Annotated in this window: 20 protein-coding genes, 1 tRNA gene and 1 pseudogene; 9 read left to right on the top strand and 13 right to left on the bottom strand. The window is 72.6% G+C overall.

The features are described 5' to 3' along the window. Positions 1–59 precede the first annotated feature (59 nt). Entirely contained in the window at positions 60–1,469 is a 1,410-nt protein-coding gene (locus ACFWHU_RS29785) for an amidase (protein ID WP_385797390.1), read from the bottom strand. Beyond that, a complete protein-coding gene (locus ACFWHU_RS29780) occupies positions 1,462–2,412 on the bottom strand; it encodes a D-2-hydroxyacid dehydrogenase (RefSeq protein WP_385797392.1) in 951 nt (316 codons plus the stop codon). The genes ACFWHU_RS29785 and ACFWHU_RS29780 overlap by 8 nt, the downstream gene beginning before the upstream one ends. Before the next feature lie 130 nt (positions 2,413–2,542). Here ACFWHU_RS29780 and ACFWHU_RS29775 point away from each other — a divergent pair, with 130 nt between their 5' ends. The 3 genes from ACFWHU_RS29775 (at position 2,543) to ACFWHU_RS29765 (ending at position 5,406) form a co-directional block, all read left to right on the top strand. Beyond that, positions 2,543–3,505 carry a decarboxylase gene (locus ACFWHU_RS29775; RefSeq protein ID WP_385797394.1) on the top strand — a complete coding sequence of 321 codons (963 nt, stop codon included), beginning with the start codon at positions 2,543–2,545 and terminating at the stop codon, positions 3,503–3,505. Continuing rightward, positions 3,502–4,221 (top strand): decarboxylase, encoded by a 720-nt coding sequence (locus ACFWHU_RS29770; RefSeq protein ID WP_387228560.1) that lies wholly within the window; start codon positions 3,502–3,504, stop codon positions 4,219–4,221. The genes ACFWHU_RS29775 and ACFWHU_RS29770 overlap by 4 nt, the downstream gene beginning before the upstream one ends. 117 nt (positions 4,222–4,338) lie before the next feature. Then, the gene (locus tag ACFWHU_RS29765; protein ID WP_387228558.1) at positions 4,339–5,406 is read left to right on the top strand and encodes an LLM class flavin-dependent oxidoreductase; all 1,068 of its coding nucleotides are present in this window, start codon (positions 4,339–4,341) and stop codon (positions 5,404–5,406) included. Between the two features lie 87 nt (positions 5,407–5,493). Here ACFWHU_RS29765 and ACFWHU_RS29760 read toward each other — a convergent pair whose 3' ends face one another. Next, positions 5,494–7,425 (bottom strand): putative bifunctional diguanylate cyclase/phosphodiesterase, encoded by a 1,932-nt coding sequence (locus ACFWHU_RS29760; protein WP_385797401.1) that lies wholly within the window; start codon positions 7,423–7,425, stop codon positions 5,494–5,496. A gap of 297 nt (positions 7,426–7,722) precedes the next feature. On the opposite strand from ACFWHU_RS29760, the gene ACFWHU_RS29755 reads away from it, so the two are divergent. Beyond that, a complete protein-coding gene (locus ACFWHU_RS29755; RefSeq protein WP_385797677.1) occupies positions 7,723–8,994 on the top strand; it encodes a M6 family metalloprotease domain-containing protein in 1,272 nt (423 codons plus the stop codon). Positions 8,995–9,070: 76 nt separating this feature from the next. Here the strand turns inward: ACFWHU_RS29755 and ACFWHU_RS29750 are convergent. From ACFWHU_RS29750 to ACFWHU_RS29720, 7 genes and pseudogenes are all read right to left on the bottom strand, one after another. Continuing rightward, positions 9,071–9,144 (bottom strand) — tRNA-Lys (locus ACFWHU_RS29750). Further along, positions 9,135–9,890 (bottom strand): annotated as a pseudogene (locus ACFWHU_RS29745) (hypothetical protein). Before ACFWHU_RS29745 ends, ACFWHU_RS29750 begins: the two are co-directional and overlap by 10 nt. A 132-nt stretch (positions 9,891–10,022) precedes the next feature. Beyond that, positions 10,023–10,370 carry a hypothetical protein gene (locus ACFWHU_RS29740; protein ID WP_385797404.1) on the bottom strand — a complete coding sequence of 116 codons (348 nt, stop codon included), beginning with the start codon at positions 10,368–10,370 and terminating at the stop codon, positions 10,023–10,025. Positions 10,371–10,515: 145 nt separating this feature from the next. Continuing rightward, positions 10,516–11,871, bottom strand: a complete 1,356-nt coding sequence (locus tag ACFWHU_RS29735; RefSeq protein WP_385797405.1) for an AAA domain-containing protein — start codon at positions 11,869–11,871, stop codon at positions 10,516–10,518. Next, positions 11,868–13,550, bottom strand: coding sequence for a hypothetical protein (locus tag ACFWHU_RS29730; RefSeq protein WP_387228555.1), 1,683 nt, complete (start codon positions 13,548–13,550; stop codon positions 11,868–11,870). The genes ACFWHU_RS29735 and ACFWHU_RS29730 overlap by 4 nt, the downstream gene beginning before the upstream one ends. Further along, positions 13,541–14,758, bottom strand: coding sequence for a hypothetical protein (locus tag ACFWHU_RS29725; RefSeq protein ID WP_387228553.1), 1,218 nt, complete (start codon positions 14,756–14,758; stop codon positions 13,541–13,543). The genes ACFWHU_RS29730 and ACFWHU_RS29725 overlap by 10 nt, the downstream gene beginning before the upstream one ends. Next, complete coding sequence (locus ACFWHU_RS29720; protein ID WP_387228551.1) at positions 14,658–15,752, bottom strand: phosphatase PAP2 family protein; 1,095 nt, start codon at positions 15,750–15,752, stop codon at positions 14,658–14,660. Before ACFWHU_RS29720 ends, ACFWHU_RS29725 begins: the two co-directional genes overlap by 101 nt. A gap of 232 nt (positions 15,753–15,984) precedes the next feature. Between ACFWHU_RS29720 and ACFWHU_RS29715 the strand changes: the two genes are divergently transcribed. Beyond that, the gene (locus tag ACFWHU_RS29715; protein ID WP_385797416.1) at positions 15,985–16,581 is read left to right on the top strand and encodes a histidine phosphatase family protein; all 597 of its coding nucleotides are present in this window, start codon (positions 15,985–15,987) and stop codon (positions 16,579–16,581) included. A 12-nt stretch (positions 16,582–16,593) separates the two neighbouring features. Here ACFWHU_RS29715 and ACFWHU_RS29710 read toward each other — a convergent pair whose 3' ends face one another. Beyond that, the gene (locus tag ACFWHU_RS29710; protein WP_387228549.1) at positions 16,594–17,979 is read right to left on the bottom strand and encodes a tetratricopeptide repeat protein; all 1,386 of its coding nucleotides are present in this window, start codon (positions 17,977–17,979) and stop codon (positions 16,594–16,596) included. Between the two features lie 290 nt (positions 17,980–18,269). On the opposite strand from ACFWHU_RS29710, the gene ACFWHU_RS29705 reads away from it, so the two are divergent. Both ACFWHU_RS29705 and ACFWHU_RS29700 read left to right on the top strand, forming a co-directional pair. Next, positions 18,270–18,722, top strand: coding sequence for a hypothetical protein (locus tag ACFWHU_RS29705; protein ID WP_385797679.1), 453 nt, complete (start codon positions 18,270–18,272; stop codon positions 18,720–18,722). A 62-nt stretch (positions 18,723–18,784) separates the two neighbouring features. Further along, on the top strand, positions 18,785–19,681 hold the full coding sequence (locus tag ACFWHU_RS29700) for a spermidine synthase (RefSeq protein WP_387228547.1): 897 nt from the start codon (positions 18,785–18,787) through the stop codon (positions 19,679–19,681). Positions 19,682–19,723: 42 nt separating this feature from the next. Here the strand turns inward: ACFWHU_RS29700 and ACFWHU_RS29695 are convergent, their stop codons facing one another. Next, positions 19,724–20,302: a hypothetical protein gene (locus ACFWHU_RS29695; RefSeq protein WP_387228545.1), complete on the bottom strand. Its 579-nt coding sequence runs from the start codon at positions 20,300–20,302 to the stop codon at positions 19,724–19,726. Between the two features lie 112 nt (positions 20,303–20,414). Here ACFWHU_RS29695 and ACFWHU_RS29690 point away from each other — a divergent pair, with 112 nt between their 5' ends. Next, positions 20,415–21,149: a response regulator transcription factor gene (locus ACFWHU_RS29690; RefSeq protein WP_387228543.1), complete on the top strand. Its 735-nt coding sequence runs from the start codon at positions 20,415–20,417 to the stop codon at positions 21,147–21,149. Next, positions 21,146–22,549 carry a sensor histidine kinase gene (locus ACFWHU_RS29685; RefSeq protein WP_385797428.1) on the top strand — a complete coding sequence of 468 codons (1,404 nt, stop codon included), beginning with the start codon at positions 21,146–21,148 and terminating at the stop codon, positions 22,547–22,549. The genes ACFWHU_RS29690 and ACFWHU_RS29685 overlap by 4 nt, the downstream gene beginning before the upstream one ends. A 206-nt stretch (positions 22,550–22,755) precedes the next feature. Here the strand turns inward: ACFWHU_RS29685 and ACFWHU_RS29680 are convergent, their stop codons facing one another. Continuing rightward, the gene (locus ACFWHU_RS29680; RefSeq protein WP_385797430.1) at positions 22,756–24,180 is read right to left on the bottom strand and encodes a glycoside hydrolase family 1 protein; all 1,425 of its coding nucleotides are present in this window, start codon (positions 24,178–24,180) and stop codon (positions 22,756–22,758) included. Positions 24,181–24,194 lie beyond the last annotated feature (14 nt).

Raw genomic sequence — 24,194 nt, 5'->3', positions numbered from 1 at the left:
GGCTGCATTCGCAGCCCGTCCGGCGCTTGAGGACAGCGTGTCCCGCGGGCCGGGAGGGGCTACGCGCCGGTCGGGGCCGGGAGGGACGTCGCGCCCGACTCGTACAGCGCGTGGGCCGCCCGCATCACCAGGGCGTCCGCGTGGCGCGCGCCGATCAGCTGGAGACCGATCGGCAGCCCGTCCTCGTCCACCCCGCACGGCACCGTCGCCGCCGGCTGCTGGGTCAGGTTGAACGGGTACGTGAACGGGGTCCAGCCGGTCCAGCGGCGGTGCCCCGAGCCCTTCGGAGTCTCCACGCCCGCCTCGAAGGCCGCGATCGGCAGCGTCGGCGTCACCAGCAGGTCGTACGTCTCGTGGAACCGGCCGAGCCGCCGCCCCAGCTCCATCCGCGCGTCCACGGCCGCCAGATAGTCCAGCGCGCTCGCCCGCGCGCCCTCCGCCACGACCTCCCGGAGCCCCGGATCGAGCAGCTCGCGCTGCTCCTCGCCGAGCGACTGCGTCACCCGCGCCGCACCCGAGAACCACAGCGTGTGGAACGCCTCCACCGGATCCGAGATGTCCGGGTCGGCCTCCTCGATGTACGCGCCCAGCTCGGCGAGCCGCCCCACCCCGCGCCGTACGGCCGCCGCGACGGACGCCCGCACCGCGACCTGGCCGCCGAACGACGGCGAGTACGCGATCCGCAGCCCCGCGACCCCCTCGGACAGCGTGGCGGTGACACCCGGTGCCGGGGCGAGCTGCGACCAGTCGCGCCAGTCGGCGCCGCTGATCACGTCGAGCAGTAGCGCCGCGTCGGCGGCGTCGCGCGCCATCGGACCGGCGTGCGCCAGCGTGCCGAAGGGGCTGGACGGGAACAGCGGGATCCGCCCGTAGGTGGGCTTGAGCCCGAAGATGCCGCAGAAGGACGCCGGGATCCGGACCGAACCGCCCCCGTCGGTCCCGATCGACAGGGGACCGGCGCCGAGGGCGACCGCCGCCGCGCTGCCGCCGCTGGACCCGCCGGCTGTCCGGGACAGGTCGTACGGGTTGCGCGTGATCCCGTTCAGCGGTGAGTCCGTCACGCCCTTCCAGCCGAACTCCGGCGTCGTCGTCTTGCCGATGAGGACCGCGCCGTGCTCGCGCAGCCGCGCCACCGCCGGCGCGTCGTCCGGCCAGGGGCCCGCCGGGTCGACCGTCCGTGAACCGCGCAGGGTCGGCCCGCCGCGCTGGAGGAAGATGTCCTTCACGGAGACCGGGACACCGTCGAGCCGCCCCTGCGGTTCCTTTCTGTGCCACCGGCCGGCGGAGGCCTCCGCGGCGGCGAGCGCCTCGTCGGCGTCGACCCGGACGAAGGCGTTGACGAGCGGTTCGACCGCCTCGATCCGTTCCAGCGCGGCGCGCGCCGCGTCGACCGGTGAGAAGTCGCCCTTCTCGTAGCCGGCCAGCAGCTGTCGTGCGGTGAGATCGGTGAGGAACATGGACTCAGTCATGCATGGGGACGTACCCACGTTTCTTGTCCACCACGTTAGGCAGTGGCTCTCCGGACGCCCAGATGTCGTAAAGCCCGACGAACTGCTCGCCCAGTCGGTCGCGCCAGCCGACGGTGTCACCGCTCATGTGGGGCGACACGATCAGGCCCGGCACGTCCCACAGCCGGCTCTCCGGATCGAGCGGCTCCGCCTCGAAGACATCCAGTGCGGCGCCCGCGATCCAGCGCTTGGCCACGGCGTCCGCCAGCGCCTTCTCGTCGACGAGCTGGCCGCGCCCCACGTTGATGAAGTGCGCCGAGGGCTGCATCAGACCGAAGAGACGGGAGTCGAACATGCCGCGCGTGCTCTCCGTGAGCGGCGCCGCGCAGATCACCCAGTCGGAGCGGGTGAGGAGGCGGTCCAACTGGTCGGCGCCGTGGATCCCCGGGCGCGCCGTGCGCCCGGTGACCGCCACCGTCACGCCCAGCGCCCTCAAAGTCTCGGCGATCGCCCGGCCGATCGGGCCCGCGCCGACCACGGTCGCGCGGCTCTCGGCCACCCGTAGCCCCTCGCGGTGGCGCCAGCGCCGCTGTCGCTGCAGTTCGAGAGTTCCGGGCAGGTCCTTGGCCATGGCAAGGACAAGACTTGCCACATATTCGGCAATGGGCTCCTCGAAGATGCCGCGGGCGTTCGTGACGACAGTTTCGGAGTTGATCAGTTCGGGGCAGAGCAGCCGGTCCACGCCGGCGCTCGCCGTGTGGACCCAGCCGGGCCGCGGACCGTCGCCCGGCCAGGCCAGCCGGATCGCGTCCGATGTGAAGTCCCACGCCAACAGGACGTCGGCCAGCGGGAGTTGAGCGGCGAGCGAGGACTCGTCGGCGTACCGGACGTGCGCCCGACCGGTCAGCCGGCCGAGGCGCGGCGGCGGGTCGGCACCCAGGACGAGAAGGGTCGGTTCGGTCATCGGGAGAGCCCTTCCGATCGGGTCGGGGATTTCCTCCAGGAAAATTCGGTGCAACGTATTTCCTGTGCTCATTGACCACGCTCGCATTCAGCTCCTACCGTCGTCAACAACAGCCAAAGGGGGCCGTGCGATGGATGTCTCCTTTCTGGGCGGACCACAGCCGCAGCGTGGTGTCGGCGTGGTCGCCCCATTCGACTTTGCTCTTGATCGTGAACTCTGGCGTTGGATGCCCGACGAGATCTCGCTGCGCCTGACGAGGACGCCTTACGTCCCCGTCGAGGTGTCGCTGGACCTTGCCAGGATCGTGAGTGAGCACGAGACCCTCGGAGAGGCGGTGATGGCCCTTGGCGCGTCAGAGCCGGAGGTGATCGCGTACGCCTGCACATCGGGCAGCTTCGTCGGCGGTGTCGTCGGCGAGCGGGCGATGTGCGAGGCGATGAACAGAGCGGGCGAGGTGCCCTCGCTCACCACGTCGGGCGCGCTGCTGGAGGCGCTCGAGGAGCTGGGCGCGAAACGGATCGCGCTGGTCACTCCCTATACGGAGTCGGTCACCGAGTCGCTGGAGGAGTACCTGGCGGAGGCCGGGGTAACCGTCACGGGTCGCGCCTTTCTGGGGCTGACCCGGCACATCTGGAAGGTGCCGTACCGGTCGGTCGTGGACATGGCGCGGCAGGCCGTCGTCGGTGCGGCCGACGCGCTGTTCATCAGCTGTACGAACCTGCCGACGTACGACGCGATCCCGCAGTTGGAGGCCGAGCTGAGGATGCCGGTGCTGTCGGCGAACCAGGTCACGATGTGGGCGGCCCTGCGCAGAATCGGCGCGCACGCGGTCGGTCCGTACCAGGGCCTGCTGATCAACCCGCCCCCGGCGCGCCACGTGCCTACGCTGGAGGGGATGGGAGAAATCCCTGAGATGCCCGAGGTCCACCACTTCCCGGAGATGTCCGGGATCGGTGACATCCCCGGCATCGCGGAGATGGAGCGGATGGAACCGGTCCAGCACCTGCAGGACATCCAGCCGGTCCAGCCCGGCGAGTGGGCGCAGCCCTCCCAGCCGGACGCTCCGACCGAGGAACAGGAAGGGTGGACATGACGACCGTCGGACTTCTCTACCCCGGCCACTCCGCCGAGGACGACTACCCCCGTCTGGAGATGCTCTTCGACAGCGACATCAGACTGCCCCTCGTCCACACCGACATCGGTGAGGACGCCCACCGGGTCGACGCGCTCCTGGAAATGGGCTCGGCGCGGCGGCTGGCGGACGGTGTCGAGGAGCTGCGGATGGCGGGGGCCGAGTCCGTGGTCTGGGCGTGCACGAGCGGCAGCTTCGTGTACGGCTGGGACGGTGCCCACGAACAGGCACGGCAACTGGCGTTGGAGGCGGGACTGCCGGCCTCCAGCACCTCCTTCGCCTTCGCGCACGCCGTCCAGGCGCTGGGCGCGCGGAAGGTCGCGGTCGCCGCGACCTATCCGGAGGACGTCGCGGGCTACTTCGCCGCCTTCCTCAAGGCGGCGGGCATCGAGGTGGTCTCCACACGCGGCAGCGGCATCATCACGGCGGCCGAGGTCGGCACCTGGGGCCGGGACGAAGTACTCGCCCTGGCCCGCGAGGGCGACCACCCGGACGCGGAGGTGGTCCTCCTCCCGGACACGGCGCTGCACACCGCGGCGTACCTCCCGGAGCTGGAGGCGACCCTGGGCAAACCGGTCCTCACCGCGAACCAGGTGACGGTCTGGGAAGGGCTGCGCCTGGTGGAACGCCACGCGTGGGCCCCGAAGCTGGGAACGCTGTTCGCGAGCCGCGACTAGGTTCCCGGCCCGGTCCGGGCCGCGACCAGGCTCCCGGCCCGGTCCGGGAATAAAACGGAGCCGTCCTCCTGTTGGTGCGGGCTGTACGTACTTCCCGCACCAGAAGGGCCCGCACCGGTGGTTGACGCAATTCGAGGTACGGCGCTGGGCAGCGCGCCCGTGCCGCTGTCCGTGCTGGATCTGGTCACCGTCGGCAGCGGGAGCACCGCCCGGCATTCACTGCGGACCAGCGTCGAGATCGCCAAGCTCGGCGAGCGCAGGGGCTACCACCGCCACTGGGTCGCCGAGCACCACTCGATGCCCGGTGTCGCCTCCTCGTCGCCCGCCGTGATCCTGGCCCACCTCGCCGCCCACACCGAGCGCATCCGGCTCGGTTCGGGCGGCGTCATGCTGCCCAACCACGCGCCGCTCGTCATCGCCGAGCAGTTCGGCACCCTGGAGGCCCTCGCCCCCGGGCGGGTCGACCTCGGGCTCGGCCGGGCGCCCGGCACCGACGGGGCCACGGCCGCCGCGCTGCGCCGTACCGACCGGCTGAACGAAGGCGCCGACGACTTCCCGCAGCAGCTCGCCGAACTCACCCGCTTCCTGGACGACGACTTCCCGGACGGGCACCCGTACGCGCGGATCCACGCCGTCCCCGGACCCGTCCAGGGCCCCGCCGCCCGGCCGCCGCTCTGGCTCCTCGGCTCCTCCGGGTTCAGCGCCCGGCTCGCCGCCACGCTCGGGCTGCCGTTCGCCTTCGCGCACCACTTCTCGGCGCAGAACACGATTCCCGCGCTGGACCTCTACCGCGAGTCCTTCCGGCCCTCTGCCGTGCTCGACGCCCCGTACGCGGTGATCGGCGTCGCCGCCCTCGCCGCCGAGGACGAGAACGAGGCCCGCCGCCAGGTCCTGACGGGCGCGCTGTCGATGCTGCGCCTGCGCACCGGGCGCCCCGGACTCGTCCCGACGCCCGAGGAGGCGGAGGCGTACAGCTTCAGCCCGCAGGAGCGCGACTTCGTCGACGGCTGGCTGACGAACATCGTGCACGGCACCCCGGACGCCGTCCGCGCCGGTCTCGACGACCTCCAGAAGCGCACGGGCGCCGACGAGCTGATGCTCACCGCCAACGCCCACGGCGCCGACGCGCGCCTGCGCAGCTACGGCCTGATCGCCGACGCGTACGGCCTCCCCGACGCGCTCTAGGTCCTGCCAGGTGTCCCGGGCCCTCGAAGATCCGCCGGACAGGCGCTGGGGCCGGTCGTTTGGATCAGGCCGGATCAGGGAGCGGGGTCAGACCTTCAGCGGGCTGACCCCGATCATCTCCGCGATCCGCTCCGGGCCCACCGCCCGCGAGTACAGCCAGCCCTGCCCGGTGTCGCACCCGATCCGGCGCAGTCGCGCCGCTTGGCCCGCCGTCTCGACGCACTCCGCCGTGACCGTCAGGCCCAGCCGGTGGGCGAGATGGACCAGCGTCTCGACGATCGTCTCGTCCGCCGGGTTGGGGTGGACGCCCTCGTCGTAACGGAAGCCCCGGACGAAGGAGCCGTCCAGCTTCAGTACGGAGACGGGCAGCCGGCTCAGATACGCGAGGTTCGAGTAGCCGGTCCCGAAGTCGTCGATGGCGATGCGCACGCCCATGTCGCTCAGCGCCTGGAGCGCCTGTAGCGGCCGGCCGGCCGAGCCCATCACCGCGGACTCGGTCAGCTCCAGTTGCAGCAGACGCGGCGCCAGACCCGTCTCGGCGAGGATCGCGGCCACGTCGGCCACCAGGTCGGAGTCCCAGACCTGCCGTACGGCGACGTTGACACTCACGAACAGCGGCCGGTCCGCCGGGTGGTCGCGCTGCCACTGACGGGCCTGGAGACAGGCCGTACGCAGCACCCAGCGGCCGAGCTGAACGATCGATCCGTCCTCCTCGGCGATGCCGATGAAGCGGTTCGGCGCCAGGATGCCGAACTGCGGGTGGTTCCAGCGCACCAGTGCCTCCACGCCCCGTACGACTCCGTCGGCCATCCCCACCAGCGGCTGGTACTGGAGCACGAACTCCTCGCGCTCGACCGCCGGGCGCAGCGTGGACGACAGCGCCTGGCGGGTCATCCGGTGGGCGTTGCGCTCGGGGTCGAAGAGGGTCCAGCGGGCCTTGCCGTCCGCCTTCGCCCAGTAGAGCGTCGTGTCGGCGACCTGCATCAGACCGGTGGGGGTGGTGCCCTCGGCGGCCCGTTCGACGACGCCGATGGACGCCGAGACGGAGAGCCGCTGCCCGGCGAGGTCGAACGGGAGCTGGAGCGCGGCGAGCACGGCGCGGGCGAGATCGGCGAGCTGTTCCGTACCGGCCGAGTCCTCGACCAGGATCGCGAACTCGTCTCCGCCGAGCCGCGCGACGAGGTGGTGGCCGCCGCGGCTGTGGCCGTCGTTGTCGGCGCACTCGGTCAGCCGGGCCCCGACGGCGGCGAGCAGCCGGTCGCCGACGCGGTGCCCGAGCGTGTCGTTGACGGCCTTGAAACCGTCGAGATCCAGGTAGCAGAGACCGATCCGCCCCGTTCTGCCATGGTCGTACGACGATTCGAGCGCGGTCGAGAGCCGCTCGAAGAACAGCGTGCGGTTGGGCAGCCGGGTCACCGGGTCGTGCATCTGGAGATGGCGGAGCCGGGCCTGGAGCTCGCGCCGCTCGCTGATGTCCGTCAGGGAGAGCAGGACGCTGCCGCCGTCGGGCAGGGGCGCGACGGTGACCTCCGCCCAGAGCGCGCGGCCGTCGGGGTGCTTGAGGCGGCGGGTGCAGCGGAAGCGGGAGCGACGGCCGCGCAGCACTTCCTGGTACGCGTGCCAGGTCCGGTCGTCGGACGCGAGGTCGACCAGGTCGGCGGCGGCCCGGTCGTGCAGCGAGTCGCGCTCGGTGCCGACCAGTTCGGCGAGGGCGTCGTTGGCGGCGACGACGGTTCCGCGCCGGTCGACGACGGCCATGGGGAGCTGGGCCGCGTTGAAGGCCGCCCGGTAGTCGCGGTGGTCCTTGTGGTCGTGTTGCTCCCCGTGGTCGCGCGCCTCGGGTTCGGGGGGAACGGGCCCTGCGAGGCCGGGCTCCGCGAGGGCGGCGGGCCGCCGTTCGCCGCGTGCGTGGCGGAGGTCGTCCTGTATGGCCAGAGCGTGACACTCCGTGACTGGCGGCGTGGCGGAGTGGGGCGCCGCGACTGCCGCGGGCTGGGGCCTTTCGGAGGTTCCGCTCACGGCTCGCTCCCGCAGTGCAGTGGTGTCGTACAGGGGTGTGATTCGCGATGATCGGTGCAGGAAAGTCTGCCGATCATAGAGGTAGGCCGGTCGGCCGTTCCAGCTCCCCGGTGGTGAACCGGGGAGCGCGATGTCGACGCCGATCGGTGGACGATCGTTTCTGCGCGTCTGTGGCGTGACCTGTTTGCGACCTGATCGATTGTGACTTTCCGTGATCCGCCGGGGGTGTCGGTCCGCTCACCCAACTGGGCCAGCGGAACAGGGCGTACCGCACCAAAAGGACGGAAAGTGGGTGAGCTGTCCCGCATTCCGCAGCCGGAGGTCCACGTGGAGCGTCGCCTGACACCCGGGGGAGTGGACCGGCCGCGCCTGCGCAGCACGGCTGCGGCCTTCACCTCCCTCGTCGCGGTCGCCGCCACCTCACTGGTGGCCGGCCCCGCCGTCGCCGACCCCGCCGGACCCTGCGCCCTCCCGCGTACCACCGCGCACCACTCGCTCGGCCTCGATACGTGGAACGCCTCCTATCCACGCCCGGCCAGGACCCTGGACGCGGTCATGGTCTTCCTGTCCTTCCCGGACGCGGCCCCCCGGATCGAGCCCGCCGATCTGGTGGCCGACCACTTCCCCGCGACCAGCAGATTCTTCGAGCGGGCCTCGTACGGGAAGTTCGCGCTGCACCCGCATCCCCGGCTCCAGTGGATCGACATGCCGCGCGCGTCCACCGACTACGCCATACAGCGCGACTGGGCGCCGGAGATGCGCACGGCGTATCTGCGGGACGCGCTGGCCGTCGCCGATCCGGTGATCGACTTCTCGCGGTACGACGTCGTCTACCTGGTCGCGGACCCGGACGCGCCCGGCGTGGATTCCGACGCGACGAAAGTGGTCAACTTCGATCACCCCCTGACCGCGGACGGTACGGACATCAAGCGCGTCGTCACCGTCTTCGAACGGCATCCGCCGGACCGCAACGTGCTCGCCCACGAGACCGGGCACGTCTTCGACCTGCCCGACCTCTACCACCGGCCCACCGACGGCAAGGGCGACTGGGACACCCATGTCGGCGACTGGGACGTGATGGGCAGTCAATTCGGCCTGTCCCCGGACCTGTTCGGCTGGCACAAGTGGAAGCTGGGCTGGCTCGGCGGGCGGCAGGTGAGCTGTGTGAAGCCCACCGGCAGCAGCATGCTCACCCTGGAGCCGCTGGACGCCGCGCCCCCGGTCGGCGCGGATGCCGGGACCCGGCTCGCGGTGGTCAGGACGGGCGAGCACTCGGCCCTGGCGATCGAGGCACGCGGGTCGACCGGCAACGACGCCACCACCTGCACCGAGGGCGTGCTGATCTACCGGGTGCGGGGGGAGACGGAGTCGGGCGGCGGCCCCATCGAGGTGGTGGACACCCACCCGGACAGCGAGGCCTGCTGGGACCAGTCGGTCTACCCGCCGCTGGCTGACGCGCCGCTGGGGGTCGGGGAGACGTTCACGGTGCCGGGGGAGGGGACGAAGGTGGAGGTGGCCGACCGTACGCGGACGGGAGCCTGGACGGTCAAGGTGACGACGGGGGTGTGAGGGGGCCCGACGAGACGGGGTTTCGAGGGAGGACACGAAAAAGCCCCTCGCTCTCGCGAGGGGCTTTTCCCGTCTGTGCGCCGCCAGGGACTCGAACCCCGGACCCGCTGATTAAGAGTCAGCTGCTCTAACCAACTGAGCTAGCGGCGCCTGCTGACGTCGTAGACCTTAGCACCAGGATCGGTGCGAAGAAAAATCGATATGACAGGCCCCGGAAGGCGCTGGAGCGCTGCTCAGGGGCGGGTACCCGGCAGGCTGGTCACCGAGCCCTTCCGGGGGCGGGCGACCGCGGTCCGCAGGGTGGGACGGCTCGCCCGTACGCAGGCCCACAGCAGGACGTCGGGCCCCGGCAGCCACGGATGACGGGTGTCGGGGGCCACCACCCAGCGCGGCGCCGGTCCGACGGCGGGGACCAGCGAAGGCACGGTCACCGCGTCGCCGGAGCCGTGGCAGAGCAGCGGCGGAACGGTCGGCGGCGCGCCTTCGGGGGCCGAGCGGCCCCACTCCTCCCAGGACAGCAGCGAGGGCAGCCGTTGGGCGGTGCCGGGGGCCGCGAACAGCATCATCCGGCCCCGGTGCGTGGCGACGGGCCCGGAGCCCGGCCCGTCGGACCACAGCCGGTCGAGCATGCGCCTGCCGAAGACGGCGGGCACGTTCACCACGTCGAAGAGGACGCCGCAGGGCAGCACGCCGGGGGCCGTCGGCCTGGCCTCCCAGAGGGAGAGCGTGGAGCGGGGGTACGGCCCCGCGGAGGCGAGCCATCCGGCGCCGGCGGCGGTGACCTGCGCGGTGTGGTGGCGCCCTTCCTCGCGGAGGTAGGTGAAGACGTCGGTCCGGCGCTCGTCGTCGCAGGCACCCGGGCTCAGAGGGGATTCATCTCGCAGCCATGCGCTCATGACGACCAGGTCTACCTGGAGTAACTGTCCCGTTCCGGGGAGTTGCGTGAAATCGGGACAGGGTGGGGCGGGAGGGCGTAACCTGCGGCCCGGCATATGCCAGACGGGCGGGCGCGTCGCGGAGGGGTCCGCTCACTCCCCGGGCGTACGCCCGTTGCGCAGCAGATCGCGCCCGAACTCCACCATCTTCTTCGCGTAGTCCTCGGTCCACTCGGCCCGCTCGGCGATGTCGGCGGGCGTCAGCCGGTCGAACCGCCGGGGATCGGCGAGCTGCGCGGCGGCGACGGCCTGGAACTCCACGGCCCGGTCGGTCGCCGCCCGGAAGGCCAGCGTCAGCTCGGTGGCCCGGTCCAGCAGCGCGCCGGGGTCGTCGATCGACTCCAGGTCGAAGAAGTGCTCCGGATCGGAGGCCGCCTCGGAGGGCTCGAACAGCAGCGGAGCGGGCCGCAGCCGTCGCTGACTCGACTCGGATTCCGCCATGTGTTCCTCCTGCTGCTCCTGGTGGGGGCGTGTGTCATGTCGTGCGTGCCCTTTCGGCCACCGTCCATTGTCCCGCCCCGCGCAAGGGGGCCTCACGACCGTGCCCCTGGGCCGCCTCCGGCGGCGTGCCGGACTCCGCCCGGGCTCATGGCTGCCAGGGCACACGGTGTTCCGAGAGGTGGGAGAGCACCGCGTGGTTCGCCTCCCAGCCGTCGGGGAACTTGATCGTCACGCCCAGTTGCACCGGCTCCGTCGACGGGTGTTCGTCGAGCAGTTCCGGGACGCCCGCGCGGCAGACCACGATGCACGCGTGGCGGTGCCGCGAGGTGAGCACGCACAGGCGGCCCGTCTCCAGATGGAACGCCGTCGCGTCCGGGCGGCCCGAGAGCGGGTGCAGGACGACCGTGACGTCGAACTCACGGCCCTGGAGCCGGTTCGCCGTGTCCACGGCCACACCCGTCACACCCAGCTCCGCGAGAGCCGCGCGGATCGCCGCCGCCTGGTCGCGATGCGCCGTGCCGACCGCCACACGGTCGGCCGTCAGCGGCGCCGCGTCCGGGCCGCGCTCGCCGACCGTCGCGCCGCCCCGGTCCAGCAGCCGGCGGACGACCAGGGCCACCGCCCGTACGGCCTCGGGGTCCGTACGGGGCGTACGCCGCGCGGGCAGCTCCAGCAGACCCCAGCCGGACTCCGCCGCCTCGTCCACCACCCGGTCCGGGCCCGAGCCGTCGGAGGGCACGGCGAAGGTCAGGCGCCGGTCCGCCGGGCCCGTACCGCTGCGGAACGGCGTGTACGGGTAGAACGCGTCCGACACCAGCGGCGCGGCCGACGCGGGCAGCCGCCACGACACCGGGAGCCGGTGCTGCGGCAGTTCGGGATTGTGCGCGAGGAGAGTGGCGACCGCGCTCGCCGACGGGTCGTAACTCAGCCCCGCCCACTGCTCCGCTCCGACCACGCTGAACGGGTCCAACTGGCCCGGATCGCCAACGAACAGCGCCCGTTCGAAGAGGCCGGCCACGGCGAGCAGCGCGTCCGAACGCATCTGGTACGCCTCGTCCACGATCGCGTGCCGCCACGGCTCGACGCCCTGCACATGCGCCCACTTCGCCGCCGTCGACACGACCACGTCGAGGCCCGCCAGATCACCCGCCTTCGCCGACTTCCGTACGGACGGCAGCTCGTTGAGCGACGGGTCGTAGGGATCCGGGTCGTTGCTGTGCAGCCGGCCCACCGGCAGGCCGGGTGCCTTCTCGGCGAGGCGCGTGACCAGATCGTCGACCTGGGCGTTGGTCTGCGCGACGACCATCAACGGCCTCCCCGCCGAGGCCAGTTCGAGCGCGGCGCGCACCACCAGCGTCGACTTGCCCGCGCCGGGCGGCGAGTCGACGACCACACCCCGGTACGCGCCGTGCAACGTGTCGTACAGGATCGCGTCGGTGGCCCGCGTGGCCTCGGCTCCGGGATCGAAGCCGGCCCGGTCGGATGCGATGGCGGCGGTCACAGGAAGTCCTCCTCGGTCACCGGATCAGGGAGCGGCAGCGGCGGTGGCGCCTCACCGGCGCCATCGGCTGCGGTGTCCGGGGCGACGACCGCGACCGCAGCCGTGACGGCGCCCGCACCCGCCCCCTCCACGCCCGGCGGACCCCCGTGCGTCCACGGCGTCTCCTCCGTGGAAGGCAGCTTCGGCCCGCCCCGCTGGTCGTGCTCGAACAAGGTCCAGGCGATCCGGTCGCCCTTCTGAGGGAGCGACCCCTCGGCCGGCTCCTTGCCACGGCCCATCCGGTCCGTCAGCCGCACCACCAGCGTGCCGTCCCCGGCCGGGTCCCAGCCGACGAACTCGGCCGACTGCGGCTTGCCGTCGAGCGACCGGTAGACCTTCGTGCGCTCGCCGAGCTGCGGACTGTCCTCGCAGTACAGCGTGATCAGCGGGCGCGGGCCGGGACGCTTGCCCTCGCTGTAGGCCATCACCACGTCCGTGACCTCGCCGATGAACGCCTCCCCCGACAGCCTGCGCCCGGCCAGCACCAGCGGGTCGTCCAGCGCCTCCTGCGCCTCCAACTGCCCCTGCGCCGTCTCCCGCGAGGCGAGCTTCTGCGCCGCCGTCACCGCGTCGTCGTGCCGGGGCTGCGGCGGCTCGCCGGAGCGCACCCGGTCACGGTGACCGGTGAACGACCAGCGGTCGCGCGTCCAGCGGTCGGCGACCCGCGCCCCCTCCGGCAGCTCCCGCAGCAGGTCGAGCCCACGCCACACCGCGTCCCACGTCGGCCGCGCCTGGCTCTCCAGCAGCGCCCGGATCTCCCGCTCGGCCCTGGTCAGCCGCCCCAACTGCTCGTCCGCGCCCGGCCCGTCCTCCGCGGCCCCGAGCGACTGCCGCGCCCGGTCGTACTCGTCGATCGCCGGAGCCAGCAGCCTGTTGTCGAACGCCGGGTCCGTCGCCGGACCCGCCGGCGGGCAGAGCAACTGGCCACGGCCGTCCCGTGCCGTCTCCGCACGGAGCGCGGCGTCCCGGCCCGAACCGCCGTCCTGCGGCGGGTCGATCCAGGCCAGCAGCGCCCCCAGATGCTGGTCCTCCAGGTTGGACTGCCCCGTCGCCCAGTGCCTGTTCAGCAGATCGGTCGCCGCCAGCAGCAGCGACGACCCCGGCACCCGCGCCCGCTCCCCGTAGTGCGTCAGCCAGCGGCCCAGCAGCGGCACGCGCGCGGGCGCCGGATACGGCGTGTCCGGGTCCTGATCCGCCGTACGCCGGAACCGCATCGAGCGCCCCAGCAGCCGTACGAAGTCCACACCCGGCCGGTTCGGCACGATCAACTGCGGCGCGTCCACGCACAGATCGACCGCGACCTTGACGCGCTTGCCCGTCTCCGGGTCGGTCTCGTTCCGCTCGGCCGGCTCCACGTCGTCCGCGTACGCGTCCAGATGAGGCAGCAGCACCTCCGCCAGATCGGCGAGGAACGCGAAGCGCAGATCGCGGTCGCGCGGCTGCGCCACGGTCAGCAGCCGGGGCGAATCACGGTCCGTACCCACGAGCGCGCCCAGCGGGGCACCGGCCTCACCGGCCGTCGTGAGCGGGACGAACACGAGCGGGCGCGCCGACAGCCGGCGGTGGCACACGGTGGCCAGCGGCTGCGCGCGACCGCTCTCCACCGCCTCCAGCCGGGCCAGTGTGTTGATCAGCGACATCCGGCGACCGCGCCTTCCGGGACGGACTCCAGCGCCTCGGCGCGCAGCGCGGCGGCCCGCCGCAGCGCCACCACCGTCGGATCGTCGTCGGCGGCCTCGGGCGCCGTCTCGCCGCGCGCCGCCGCCAGGACGGCGCCGACCGTCGTCAGGCCCCCCAACTCGCCCCGTACGCCCCGTCCCAGCGCCTCCACGGCCCCCGCCGAGCGCGCCCGGCCCCGGCAGTGGAAGGCCAGCTCGCAGGCCGCCAGACACTCGGGCGCGTACGCCGCCGTCACCGCGTCGACCGCCGCCGTCAGCTCGGCGGGCGAACACCGCTCCAGATCGAAGCTGGTGCCTTCCGGCAGGGTCGCCGCGATGTCCTCGATGCGGGTCAGCCGGGTCAGCTGCCGCCGGGTCACCGACCGCTGCTTGCGTACGTCGACGACCGACGCGGTCGGCAGGTTGGAGAAGTCCCTGGGGCAGACCAGCAGCACCGAGTGGTCCACCCGGGCGCCGGTCAACCGGTCGGCGACCCGCTCCAGCGCCAGCACGTACACGGCGGCCTGCCGCGCTGCGGCGCCCACCTTCGACGCGTCGGCCGAACTGTCGATCATGGGGAAGGACTTGATCTCCACGACCGTCCACCTGCCGTCCGGATGCACCACGACGGCGTCCGGCTCCAGATAGGCGGGCGAGCCCGCCACCTCCAGCGCGAGCAGCGGGTGCACGAGCAGCGTCCACGCGGCGGACTCCGCGGCGGCGCCGGTCGCCTCGCGCAGCGCCAGCGCCGTACGCGCCGCGCGCCCCTCGGGACCGGCCGCCGACAGGGCGGGGACCCGCACCTCACCGGGCACGGGCGCGGGCGACCCCGCGCCCATGCGCTCGTGCAGCAGCCGCATCAACTCCGTGCCGCCGTCCGCCTTGACGCGCGCCTCGAACGCGTTGCCGCGCATGAAGGCGAACTGCGACTGTCCGAACGGCGCGGGGGAGCCGAGCGCCGCGGCGAGCGCCGTCTTGTCGACCCCGGCGCCGTCCAGCAGCGCACGGCGTCCGCAGCCGGGATTGGCGGCGAGGGCGGCCAGCGCGCGGGCGTCCAGCGGATGCGGCGCGACGTCCGGTCCGCGCAGCTCAGCGAGTCTTTGCCGGAGCGTCGTCGGTCGCGGCTCCGCTACTGCCGGGGGTGCCGGTGCTGCTGTTGGTGCGGGTGCGCTGCCCGGGGAATCGCTCACCCGCGGAAGTCTCGCATCCGTCACTGACATTCGGAGGTTTGACCGGGGACTTGGCCACCGAGGCCTTGCCTGGGGAGCTCGCTGCCGGGGACTTCGCCACCGTGGAAGTCACGACCGCTGACGTCACGACCGTGGACTTCGCGACCGCGACGGACTGACGCCGCTGCCCGGGCACCGATCCCGTTCCCGCCACGACCGGCAGCCGCGTGAGCCTTCCCACGAACGCGTACCGGTCGGCCGCGCGCGTCCAGGCCCGGTCGGCGGCCCGCAGCGCCGGCGCCGTCAGCAGCGCGCCCGCCCCCATCACGAGGCCGCCGGCGACCGCGTCGAGGAAGTAGTGGTTCGCCGTCCCCATGACCACGATCACGGTCAGCAGGGGATAGACGATGCCGAGGACCCGCATCAGCGGCGTCCTGCCGTGCCGCCACAGCAGCACCCCGCACCACAGCGCCCAGCCGACGTGCAGACTCGGCATCGCGGCGTACTGGTTGGTCATTCCGCCCAGTCCGCGCGGCGCGCTCGCCTCGGCGCCCCACCAGCCGTACGAGCTGTACTGAGCCATCGTGTCGACGAAACCGTACGACGCGTCCAGCAGCCGCGGCGGGCAGGTCGGGAGCAGGGTGAAGCCGATCAGGCCGAGCAGTGTGGAGAGCATCAGCCAGGTCCGGGCGGCGCGGTACCGCGCGGGGCGGCGGCGGAAGAGCCAGATCAGCACGGCGGGCGTGACGAGATAGTGCAGGGAGGCGTACGCGAAGTCGGCGGGTATGCCGAGGGCCGGCGTACTGGTGAAGAGTCTGTTGAGCGGATGTTCGGCGTTCAGGAAGAACGCCTTCTCTATTCGCAGGATCGCCAGGCCGTGGTCCACCGCGGTCGACACGTCACCGCGCGCCAGCAGTCTGCCGGCCGAGTACGCCCCGTAGACCACCACCAGGAGCAGCAGTTCGGCCCACCAGCGGGGCCGGTGGGCGGTGCGCGCATGGACGATCTGCGGCATCCGGACGCTCTCCCTCATGTATTTACGCGGCCTTCCGCCGACGTTCAACCGTACGGTGTAGGCGATCGCACGCATGCGAGGGGTCCCCCTACGGACCCCGGTGCTGCGACGGAAGCTCGTCGGCCTCACCGTGGGCTGCCCATTGGGACGCCGAGATCGTCCCGGAGGTTGCCCTCCGTTCAGGTACGGGATGATGGGACGGCACCTGTTGTGAACCTCAGGGAGAGCTCCCATGGCACCGCGCATCCTCCTCGCCCGGCACGGTCAGACGGCGTGGTCGCTGTCCGGCAGGCACACCGGGAGGACGGATGTCCCACTGCTCGACGAGGGCAGGCGGGGCGCCGAGCTGCTCGGGGAGCGGCTGCATCGGGGGCCGTGGTCCGGTCTGCCCGACGCCGAGATCCGCACCAGCCCGCTGCTGCGCGCGAGCGACACGTGCGAACTCGCGGGGTTCGGCGGCCGGGCGCGGGAGTGGGACGCGCTGATGGAGTTCGACTACGGCGCGTACGAGGGCATGACCCCCGCCGAGATCCAGGCGGTGCGGCCGGGCTGGTTCATCTGGCGCGACGGTGTCCCCGACGGCGAGACCCTGGCCGAGGTCGCCGCGCGCGCCGACGAGGTCGTGGACTGGGCGCGCTCGGCCGACCGTGACGTACTGGTCTTCGCGCACGGCCACATCCTGCGCGCGATCGGCGCGCGCTGGCTGGGGGAGGACGTGTCCTTCGCCTCCCGGATCCGGCTGGCGCCCACGTCACTGTCGGTCCTGGACTGGGCGTACGGGGCGCCGGCGATCGACATCTGGAACGACACGGGGCACCTCGCCAGGTAGGCCGAGCGGGCGTCAGGCCCGTCGCGCGGTCGCCGCCGTCGACGCGTGGCGGTCCAGGAAGCCGCTCACCTCCGCCGTACGCCGCTTGGGCAGCAGCACCCGCACCATGCCCGCGAGCATGCCCTGGATACGGGACGACTGGACCTCGTCCATCAGGTCCAGCACCTGGTGCCCGGCCGCGGCGGCCTCGTCGAGGAAGCCCGCGCGCGCCAGGTTCGAGGCCAACTCCGCCCGGTAGAGCGCGAGATTGCGGGTGAAGTGCGGGTCCTGGAGGACCGTGGCCCGGTACGCGTGGCGGGCCGCTGTCGACCAGTCGCCCAGCGCCGCCCGGCACTGCGCCTCCAGCACCTCCAGTTCGGGTTCGCCGAAGAACGACATCCACTCGGGGTCGTCGTGCGACGGACCGCGTTCGAAGAACGTGTGCGCCTGTCCGAGGGACTGCTCGCAGCCCGTACGGTCCCCGAGCCCGGCCCAGCCGCCCGCCTCGCGCAGCGCGAGGAGCGACAGCAGCCGCGGCGAGGCGAGCTCCGTCGCCGCACGCCGTCCGGCCTGCGCCGCGCGTACCGCCTCACGGTGCCGGCCCGCGTCCCTCGCCAGGAACGACGTGTTGCAGAACGCGTGCGCCTCAAGTGCCGGATCTCCGGCGACCCGTGCGGTCGCCAGCGCCTCCGCGTAGTGCGAGCGCGCGTCGTCGAACCGGCCCGAGTCGTGGGCCAGCCAGCCCACCGAGATCGCCAGTTCGCCGGCGCTCGCGTGCAGCCGGTCGGCCGTCGAGCTCCGGGTCGCGGTGCCCGCGTCGAGGAGCGCGTACGCGGTCCGCAGGGGCTGCGCCGCCCGCCGGTAGAGCCCGTCGGCGCCGTGCCGGTCGTCCAGCAGCCGGATCCGGCGTACCGCCTCCTCCAGGGCGCTGATCTCGGCCTCGCCCACCTGCCGGGGGACGGTCGCGGCGGTGACGGGCGCACCGCCGATGTCGAGGCCGAGAGAGGCCGCCGCCATCGTCGCGGTGCCGTTCGTCATGAATGCGCGACGCAGCACGTCGCTCTCCTCGCTGGTGTCACCGGTGTCGCTGCACACCGGGGTCGGGTTCGGGACGGGGGCCGGCGCCGGGCAGGCGTCGGCCTTGGTTCTGGATGCCCGGCCGCGCACGGTGTCGCGAGCCGAGAAGCCCAGATCGGCCAGGGTGAGACCGGGGAACATATGGAGGAAGACGCGTTCGTACGCGTAGTTGGGACAGCGGATCTCGCCGGCCTCCACCCGTCCGATATAACGTGCGTCGCACGCGACCTGTTCACCGATCTCCCGGGCGGCCCTTCGTACGGCCGCCGCGAACTCCCCCGGCGAGCGACGGCCGCGCAGCCGGCGGAAAGTGAGATTGGGAACTGCCCGGGTCGACACCATGGCCGAGACCTCTCTTGGGACACGTTGGTCCTGCGTGCCTGTTCACCTCGTCGCCGGTGTACGCGCGTTCCGGCGGTCCGGCGTCCAAGAACGTACCGGCTGTGACGAGTTGGCTACACGGTGTTTGGCTACAAACCGGATATCTCACCCACGATCTGCCATGAACTGCCATCCTTTGCGGCGGACTCACGCCGTTGCTGTTGACGCCCCGACGCGTTGAACCATGCGGAGACGCACAACGTGTCTCCACTCGACGAGGAGGGGTTCCCTTGTTGAAGTTGGAGGTCGATATGAAGGCCAGTGACGGCTCATGGGCGGCTGCTCGACGCAGACCCTCGGCCGAGGCGAGCGAGTCGCCGGCGGGCGCCCCCGGCGGGTGCCACGGTGGTGTGCCCTGCGATCTGGTGACCGTCCCGGCCCGTCAGGGGCTGGAGGCCGTCGACATCCTGCGCCGCGGCGCGGGTGAGACTCCGTCGGTGGGGCCCGTGGTCCTCGACGGCAACTGCGACAACCTCGGGTTCCTGGTGCCCCCCGGCACGGCGGCGGGCTGGGACATGCCCGGCAGCGCGTGTACGGAGACGGCCGGCCGGGGGCTGCGTGTGCCGGCCGAGCCGCCCGTCACCGGTGGCGCGTGGCTGCTGCCGCCCGACGCCGACACCGGTGAGGTCACGGACCCGGAGGTGCTGCGGGAGGCCCTCGGTGAGGCGGCCCGGCTGATCGAGGCGGCCGACGGCCACCGGTAGCGACCACCGGCAGCGGTCAGTGCCCGCGCCGCGGCGTACCGCCGCCGGGTGACAATGGACCGGTGGCGAAGAACCCTGCGGCGAAGAACAGGCGACGTGGACGAGGTGTCCCCGGGGCGGGACCCGGGCACGACACCGCCACCGAGCCGGTCGACGGCGGCCTCGCCGAGCTGGTGCCCGACCGCGAGCGTTCCCGTGCCTGGACGCTGCTGATCGACGGCGCCCCGCAGTCCCACGTCGACCTCGACGACCCGACGCATCTCTCCTTCCCCTATCAGCGCAGACTCGGCCATGTCGCCGATCTCGTCGCTCCCGCGAGCCGCCCGCTGCACGTCGTGCACCTCGGCGGCGGCGCCTTCACCCTCGCCCGTTACGTCGCGGCCACCCGCCCCCGGTCCACCCAGCAGATCGTGGAGCTGGACGCGCGCCTCGTCGAACTGGTCCGCAGGGAACTGCCGTTGGACCCGGGCGCCCGGATCCGGGTCCGCTCCGCCGACGCGCGGGCCGGGCTCGCCAAGATGCCCGACGGCTGGGCGGACCTGGTGATCACGGACGTCTTCGACGGAGCCCGCACCCCGGCGCATCTCACCAGCACGGAATTCCTCACCGACGTACGGCGCGTGCTGGCGCCCGGCGGCGGCTACGCGGCCAACCTGGCCGACGGGCCCCCGCTCGCGCATCTGCGCTCCCAGATCGCCACGGCGGCCACCGTCTTCCCGGAACTGGCGCTCGCCGCCGACCCGGCCGTACTGCGCGGCCGGCGCTTCGGCAACGCCGTACTCCTCGCGTCGGACCGGGAGTTGCCGGTCGCCGAGCTGACGCGCCGGGTCGCGGGCGATCCGCATCCGGGGCGGGTGGAACACGGGCGGTCGCTCACGGACTTCACGGGCGGCGCGGCGGTGGTCACCGACGCGAACGCGAAGCCCTCCCCCGTGCCACCGCCGGGTACGTTCGACTGAACGCCGGGGCGGTGTGCGGGACTTGCCGCGCGCCGAGGACGCCTACCGCTCGTCGATCTGTACCCGCGGCGCCGAGTCGTGCCAGGTGCAGAAGACCGAGATCTCCCGGTCGTCCCGGGTGAACGTCACCCGGATCCAGAAGTCCTGCTTCCACACCTGCATCTGCCAGTCGGCCTCCGGCGTCGCCGAGACCAACTCCGCCGAGTGGGCGCCGAGATCGAAGACCACCCGCCCGCCGTCGACCGGATAGCTCTTCACGTTCCCCGGTGTGGCGGGGCCCGTGTCCGGACCCGGCGGCGGGTTCTTCTCGGGCGGCTCCGCGGGCGGGGTCGTCGACGGCCTGCCGTCCGGCGTCCCGGAGGACTCCGGGGTCTCGGCGGACGCCGGGGACTCCGGCGACGAGGGCGAGGGCGGCGGGTTCGGCGGGCGGTGCGTCGAGGAGGACTGCGGCCGGGCGCGCTGCGTCGTCGCGTTGTCCCCGGTGATCGGAAGTGCCCGGGGCCTGTCGTACACCGTGCCCACGACGACCGTGTGCACGCCCCACCAGGACAGCGTGACCGCCGCCCCGGTCGCGAGCGTCCACGCCATGGCATGTACGAGTCCTCTGCGCATCGGGGCCATACTGCACCACCCGCCCCACGTCTGTCCCTACCGCCCGCGGTCCCGTCCCGCGTCCCGGCCGCCTTCCCGAACGACGGACCCCGGACCCCCCGAATGGCGTACGGTGCCGCCCATGCCAAGTGTGCTCGTGGTCGAGGACGACCAGTTCGTGCGCTCCGCCCTCATCAGGCACTTGACCGAGGCCTCCCACACCGTACGGAGCGTCGGTACCGCCCTGGAGGCACTGCGCGAGGTCGCCCATTTCCGTTTCGACGTGGTCATCCTCGACCTCGGACTGCCCGATCTCGACGGCTCCGAGGCGCTGAAGATGCTGCGCGGGATCACCGACGTACCGGTGATCATCGCCACGGCACGGGACGACGAGGCCGAGATCGTAAGGCTGTTGAACGACGGCGCCGACGACTACCTCACCAAACCGTTCTCCGTGGAGCATCTTTCGGCCCGGATGGCCGCCGTGCTGCGCCGCTCGCGGGCCCTCACCTCCGACGACCCGCCCTCACGCGTCATCCGCGTCGGCGGCCTCGCCATCGACCCGCTGCGCCGCCAGGCCGAACTCGACGGTGGGCGGCTGGATCTGACCCGGCGTGAGTTCGATCTCCTCGCCTTCCTCGCCGGCCGACCCGGTGTGGTCGTCGCGCGCAAGGAGCTGCTGGCCGAGGTGTGGCAGCAGTCGTACGGCGACGACCAGACCATCGACGTCCATCTGTCGTGGCTGCGCAGGAAGTTGGGCGAGACGGCGGCCCGGCCCCGCTATCTGCACACACTGCGCGGCGTCGGTGTGAAGCTGGAGCCGCCGGCCCCCGGTGCGCCGGTGGCCGGCCCCGGCGCGCACGAGCCCTCGTCATGAGATGGGCGCTGGTCAGGGTCTCGCTGGCGGTGACCGCGATGGTCGTGCTCGCCTTCGCCGTCCCGCTCGGTCTCGTCATCAAGGAGATGGCCAAGGACCGGGCCTTCTCCAACGCCGAACGGCAGGCCGCGACCCTCGGCCCCGTGCTCTCCATCGCCCAGGGCCGCGAACAGCTGGAGTGGGCCGTCCGGTCCAGCCCCATCGGCGACACGGGGCAGCTCGCCGTCCATGTGCCGGCCTCCGGCGAACCGGGCGGCCTGCCCATGGAGATCGGCACCCGCCGGGCGGCACAGAAGGACCTGCGCGCCACCGAGCGACTGGGCAGGGCCTCGATCGCCGAGGTCAGCGGCGGGTCCGCGCTGCTCCAGCCGATCGCGATCTCCACCGGCAAGATCGCCATCATCGAGGTGTTCGTCCCCGAGGACGAGGTGTCCAACGGCGTCGCCACCGCCTGGCTGGTGCTCGCGGGTGTCGGCATCGCGCTGGTCGTGGGGTCCGTCGCCGTGGCGGACCGGCTCGGCGTACGGATGGTGCGGCCCGCCCAGCGGCTCGCGGGCGCCGCCCATGACCTCGGCGAGGGCAGACTCGGCGCGCGGGTCCCGGAGAAGGGCCCGACGGAGCTGCGGTCCGCGGCGATCGCCTTCAACTCCATGGCCGACCAGGTGGTCCAACTCCTAGCCAACGAACGGGAACTGGCCGCCGATCTCTCGCACCGCCTGCGCACCCCGCTCACCGTGCTGCGCCTCAACGCCGCGTCACTGGGGGAGAGTCCGGCCGCCGACCAGACGCGGGCGGCCGTCGCGCAGCTCGAACGCGAGGTCGACACCATCATCCGTACGGCCCGCAAGGCCAAACCGCAGACCCGCGCGACGACACCCGGCGTGGGCTGCGACGTCTCCGAAGTCATCCGCGAGCGCATGGACTTCTGGTCGGCGCTGGCCGAGGACGAGGGGCGGAAGGTACGGCTGGCCGGGGTCGGCCGCCCGGTACGCATCCCGGTCGCCAGGCCCGAACTGGCCGCCGCCCTCGACGCGTTGCTCGGCAACGTCTTCCGGCACACCCCGGAGGGCACCGCCTTCGCCGTCGACGTCCACCACGCCGACGACGCCGTGATCGTCCTCGTCTCGGACTCGGGCCCCGGGATCGCGGACCCCGAGGCGGCGCTCGTACGGGGCAACAGCGGGGCCCGCGAGGGCTCGACGGGACTCGGGCTCGACATCGTGCGCAGGGTCGCGGAGTCGACCGGCGGAGACGTACGGATCGGGCGCTCCGTGCTCGGCGGCACGGAGGTACGGATCTGGATCGGGCTCGGCGGGCGGCGCTCCGCGCGGTCCACGGGGGAGCGCCGCGGGCACCGGCTGCGGCGGCGGGGGAGCGGCCTGCGGCCTGCGGACCATTAATCCGCTCCCAATGGTTCCTTAAGGGGGCCTCAAGAACACCGACACCCGTCCGCTATCGGCGGCTTGTCCGGATCGGGACGGCTAGCGTGCTGCCGCGAGACCGTACGAACCGCACGGCTGCCGTCCCCCACCGGTCGCCACCCCCCGCGTCCCGGCCGGCCCACCCGACCCCCCACCCGGCCGGGGCGCGCCCCGACACCAAGGCCCTACGCGGGCGGGTCCGGCAGGGTGCCCGTCTCCGTCAGGCGGGCGTACCAGCGGGCGCTCGACTTCGGGGTGCGTGCCTGCGTCTCGTAGTCGACGTGCACCGCCCCGAACCGCTTCCCGTAACCCCGCTCCCACTCGAAGTTGTCCAGCAGCGACCAGAGGAAGTAGCCACGTACATCCGCCCCGTCGGCCATCGCGCGGTGCGCCGCCGACAGATGCCCGTGCAGGAAGCGGATGCGGTCCGGATCGTGGACCGCGCCCTGCGCGTCCGGCTTGTCGTCGTACGCCGCGCCGTTCTCGGTGATCACCAGCGGCACGTCGGGCGCCTCGCGGGTGTACCGCATCAGCACGTCGTAGAGCCCGGTCGGATCGACCGACCAGCCCATCTCGGTGACCTCGCCCGGCGGCCGATGGAACGTCACCGACTCGGCGCCCGGCCACGGCGACTTCTCGCCCTCACCGTGCGCGTGACCGTGGCTGTCGCGGCGCGACGCGTCCGCGCCCGTGTCCGTCGCGGCCGAGACCAGGTGCGGCGTGTAGTAGTTGATGCCCAGCCAGTCCAGCGGCTGATGGATCGTCACCGCGTCGTCCGCCTTCACGAAGGACCAGTCGGTGATCCGCGCGGTGTCCTTGAACAGGTCCTCCGGGTACGCGCCCGACAGCATCGGCCCGGTGAAGATCCGGTTCGCCAGCGCGTCGATACGGCGCCGCGCGTCCAGGTCCTCCGGCGACTGCGAACGGGCCCGCACCGCAGCCGCGTTGTGGCAGACGGTGATCTGCGCCCGTCTGGGCAGCACGGTCCGCAGCGCCTGGGTGGCCAGCCCGTGGCCGAGGTTGAGATGGTGCGCGGCCCGCAGCGCGAGCACCGGGTCCGTACGGCCGGGCGCGTGGACACCGGAGGCGTACCCGAGGAACGCGCTGCACCAGGGCTCGTTGAGCGTCACCCACCGGTCGACCCGGTCACCGAGCGCGTCACCGAGGATCCGCGCGTACTCCGCGAACCGGAACGCCGTCTCGCGCACCGGCCAGCCGCCCGCCGTCTCCAGATCGTGCGGAAGGTCCCAGTGGTAGAGGGTGAGGACGGGCCGGATGCCGCGCTCCAGCAGGTCGTCGACGAGCTTGCGGTAGAAGTCGAGACCGCGCTGTACGGCCGGGCCGCGCCCGATGGGCTGGACGCGCGACCAGGAGACCGAGAAGCGGTACGCGTTCACCCCGAGGTCCGCCATGAGGCGCACGTCCTCGGCCCGGCGGTGGATGTGGTCCGCCGCGGTGTCACCGGTGTCGCCGTTCTCGACCTTGCCGGGTGTGTGGCTGAACGTGTCCCAGATCGACGGGGTGCGGCCGATCTCCCGCGCGCCGCCCTCGATCTGATAGGCGGCAGTGGCGGTGCCCCATATGAAGTCGGACGGAAAACTGAGGGACATGGATGCGCTCCGGG

The sequence above is a fragment of the Streptomyces sp. NPDC060366 genome (genome assembly GCF_042725135.1).
Lineage (GTDB): Bacteria > Actinomycetota > Actinomycetes > Streptomycetales > Streptomycetaceae > Streptomyces.
This window is presented reverse-complemented; position numbering and strand designations above follow the sequence as displayed.